Source organism: Candidatus Aminicenantes bacterium, assembly GCA_026393795.1.
Lineage (GTDB): Bacteria > Acidobacteriota > Aminicenantia > UBA2199 > UBA2199 > UBA2199.
On sequence record JAPKZL010000099.1, the window covers coordinates 1 to 3,730 of the forward strand.

Genomic DNA, 3,730 nt, shown 5'->3' on the forward strand with positions numbered 1-3,730 from the left:
GAGGTCGGCGACCACTGCAAGAACGCCATCGTCAACGAAAAGCTGGTGCCGCTGCGCACCAAGCTGAACTCAGGCGACGTGGTCGAGATCCTCACCCAGAAGAACTCTTCGCCCAGCGCCGACTGGCTGAAATTCGCGGCCACCACCCGGGCCAAGCGCAAGATCATGGCCCATTTGCAGAAGAAGGAGTTCGCCTTCGACCACGAAAAGGGACGCCGCCTGTGGCAGAAGGTCCTGCGCGAATATCAGAAAAAATACCGCCTCAAATTCGGCGAAGCCGACATGCAAAACCGGATCAGCGCCGCCGGCTTCCAGGACATGGAGACATTTCTCAGGGAGCTCGGCAGCGGCAAAAAAACGCTGAACAAGCCGATGCTGAAAAAAATCTTCCCCGAACTCGGCGCGGTCGAGATCAAGCCGGTCAAAAAAGCGGCAGCGCGCGGCGGCTCCCTGCATTCGTTGATCAAGGTCGACGGCCAGCCCGACATCGACTTCATCTTCGCCAAGTGCTGCCACCCGATCAAGGGCGAAGAAATCATCGGCTACATCACCAAGAACCGCGGCCTGGTGATCCACCGCAAAAACTGCCCCAACGTCAACAAGGAAATTTCATCGCGGCTCAAGCACGTGACCTGGAACGAAACACTCGACTACGCCTACCAGGTCAAGCTCGAGCTGCTGGTGGCCGATAAGCCCGGCGTGCTCAGCATCATCACCAGCATCACCGCCGCCAGCCATTCCAACATCAAGAAACTCGCCCAGGAGCAGACCAGCCAGGACGTGGTCAAGATCGTCCTGGTCTTTGAGGTCAAGGACATGTTCCAGCTGAACGAGATCTACAACCAGCTCAAGAAAGTCCCCGACATCTATTCCATCAACCGCAAGAAGACCACCGCCAAATGATCGGGGCGAACTGCGGCAAGCCGATTCAACCGATCAAAAAATTGCTGGCCGTCATTTTGGCCGGCATTATTTTTTCGGCCATGGCGCGGGCTGACGAACCTCAAAAACAGGATGGAGAGGGGGAGAAAGACCGACCCGTGCACATCTCGCCCTTTTCGGAAATCGGCACGAATGCCCTGGCCGTTTTTTCCGGATCGAACGGCCTCATCCATCTTTCCGCCGTCGGCGGGACTTTCCTGATCGTCCAGAGCGGCCTGGATACCGGAGTACACAATTTTTTTGCCCGCAACACCTTTTTCGACCGCTTATCCCGGTTCGGCGTCTCGGGCGGCGTCATCGTCCCCGTCGCCCTGGGCGGAGGATTGCTTTGCTCCGGCTTGCTTGGCGGATCATCCGAGTGGCTTGCCGCCGGCAGCGCCGTCCTGCAGTCTTCGCTCTTCGCTCTTTGCTATACGGACTCGCTGAAGGCCTTGACCGGCCGCGTCCCGCCCGAGCCGATGCTCTACGCTGACAACGCCGCCAGCACCCGCTTCCGCTTCGGATTTCTGCGCGGCGGCGTTTTCTGGGGCTGGCCCTCGGGCCACCTGATGGTCAACACCGCCGCCGTCACCAGCCTGCTCTACTTCTACAAAGATAAAACGCTGCTGAACATCGCCGGCTGCGCCTACCTCGGCTACCTTTTTCTCAGCGTCGCCGCCCACCACCAGAACTCGATGCACTGGTTTTCCGAGGAAGTGGCCGGCGTCATGATGGGATTTGCCATCGGCTCGACGGTGGGAAAAAATTTCCGCCGGCTGAGGGAAAGAAAGAAGGAAAAGGCTGCCGCATGGAATATCCAGCTCGGCCCTCAGCTTTTTGCCCTCAGCGTGCACATCAGGCTATAGCCCTTCCCAAGGGCGGCCGGCGGGATTGCCGCCATCACGTCGCGGCGTTCGGGTCTTTCAGGATCAGGATGTTCTGGTTGGGATCCTCGTTCAGGTACTTGACCTGGACCTTGGCCCCCACCTCGAGCTTGAGGCGGATGGCCAGATCGGAGCTGACGTTGTTCTTGCGCCCGACCCGCTCGACGCCGCTGCCGTCGCGGAACTTGAATTCGACGATGGAATAGATCGGCTTGTTGTTGACCAGCAGGCCGTAGTTCTTGTCGAAGAAGGTGACGGTGCCCTCGGTGGCCACGCCCATGGCGAATATCTTCTCGGCCAATGCCGTGTTTTTTTTCGCCTTGGCGCGGCCGCCGAAGAACATGACCGCCCCGATGATCATGAAAATCAAGCCCAAACCGCCGAAAACAAACATGTTGATGCTCGCCGCCCCGAACTGCAATTTCCCGGCCAGCAGGCCGCTGACCAGGCCGATGCCGCCGCCGACCAGGAAGAAGATCAAGCCGAACAGAAAAAAGAAACCGCCGATTAAAATACCCATGCTGTTTTCTCCTTGCGTCTGCTTTGGCAATAAAGCAAAACGCTTCTCATTGGGTTAATCTAAACGAAAAACCCAAAACCGTCAACCGCGCGAACTCTTTTAATGAGACGATTCAAGCCGCATGGCAGGAGTAATTTTTTTTGCAGAATAGTTTCTACCTGGGATGCGGGCCGCCAGAGGAGGCATAGCACTCAATTGCGAATTATCTTTTTGTCGAAGGGTCGACGTAGGATGTTGGCAAGACGACCTGCGTTTCGGCTGTACCCGGGATGGCAGCGGCACTGGCTGCGCCCATGTCCACATAAACGTAATCGACATCCATGCGGGTGCTGGGAGCCCAAGGAGACATCACGACGGAAACATAGCGCGGGTCGTAGGTGGCGTCGGTGAACGTATGGAGCAGGGTATCGTTGGCATAGAACGAGTAACTGCTGCCCGAACGGACGACTTTGAAAACATTCCAGGTATCGAGCCCGTCATGGATGGCGCTGCTCGTCGTCCAAGTTTTTATAATGGTAAACCATGACGAATTAGGGGCGCTGGTCCGTGGGCCGAATTGATAGGCATTCTCCCTGAAAATCGCATAAGTCCCATCAGCGAATAAATCGAATAAGTAGCCATCGGCGTGGCCCATGTTGGCATCGGTGCTGAGCAAGATTCCATAGGCACCTTTTTTAAGGAGCCGATTCAAGCGCACCGTCACCGTGAAGTTGCTGCTGGACCAGGCCTGGTTGTAGACAGCCGATTCCCACTCAAAGGTATCAGGCGCAGTAACGCTCAGGAAGCCGTTGGCTACGCTCCAATTTCCCGCATGGTAGGTGAGCCATTTGTCCGAAAGGGCGGAGTCGAAGTCCTCGTGGAGCTCCTCTTTGGCTTTCTTGAACACGAAGAAATAGAGCGCGACGCCAGCGACAACGGCGCCGCCGAGCACCAACAGCCAGGGGAAGCCTTTTTTCTTCAAGGTCGATTTCGGGGCACCATCTTTTTCCACCATCCCCATGCCATCGCCATGCTGGCTTTCGACGGATGCGGCCTCCGTGCTTTTCCGGTCCCCGGCATCGCCGCCTCGGGCTTCGAGCGGCCATGTGACGAAGCAAAGCATCCAGAAAAAAATCGCGATGACCAGGGGCGAAACCATTCTCATGGAACGAAACTTTTCTATCATGATCCCTCCTTAAAAAAAACAAAATCGGGAAAGCCGGGTTTCCCGATGAAGTGATTATAAAGGGAATTTCTTAATATTGCAATAGCGGCGCCGGCGTCAACGGCCAGGTTCTTTTCGCTGAAGAGCTTCAGTTCATCCTGGCGCCTGGTGATTACGGCCGTTAATTTCATGGCCAGCGCCTCGTTCATGTCGATGATCTGCTTGAAGCGGGCCGATGAAACCATGATGACGACGCTTTCG

The 3,730-nt window shown here is 56.5% G+C and carries 5 protein-coding genes; 2 read left to right on the forward strand and 3 right to left on the reverse strand.

Annotated features, from left to right (window positions below; translation table 11 throughout):
- Both NTW95_04865 and NTW95_04870 read left to right on the forward strand, forming a co-directional pair.
- The coding region (locus NTW95_04865) for a TGS domain-containing protein (GenBank protein ID MCX6556748.1) at nucleotides 1-903 on the forward strand (903 nt) is incomplete at its 5' end.
- Nucleotides 900-1,787, forward strand: a complete 888-nt coding sequence (locus NTW95_04870) for a phosphatase PAP2 family protein (protein MCX6556749.1) — start codon at nucleotides 900-902, stop codon at nucleotides 1,785-1,787. The genes NTW95_04865 and NTW95_04870, both read left to right, overlap by 4 nt.
- Nucleotides 1,788-1,821: 34 nt before the next feature.
- Here the strand turns inward: NTW95_04870 and NTW95_04875 are convergent, their stop codons facing one another.
- From NTW95_04875 to NTW95_04885, 3 genes are all read right to left on the reverse strand, one after another.
- Entirely contained in the window at nucleotides 1,822-2,325 is a 504-nt protein-coding gene (locus NTW95_04875) for a hypothetical protein (GenBank protein MCX6556750.1), read from the reverse strand.
- A gap of 202 nt (nucleotides 2,326-2,527) precedes the next feature.
- Nucleotides 2,528-3,490 carry a hypothetical protein gene (locus NTW95_04880; GenBank protein ID MCX6556751.1) on the reverse strand — a complete coding sequence of 321 codons (963 nt, stop codon included), beginning with the start codon at nucleotides 3,488-3,490 and terminating at the stop codon, nucleotides 2,528-2,530.
- Nucleotides 3,487-3,730: hypothetical protein (locus NTW95_04885; GenBank protein ID MCX6556752.1), on the reverse strand; the 244-nt coding region annotated here is incomplete at its 5' end. The genes NTW95_04880 and NTW95_04885, both read right to left, overlap by 4 nt.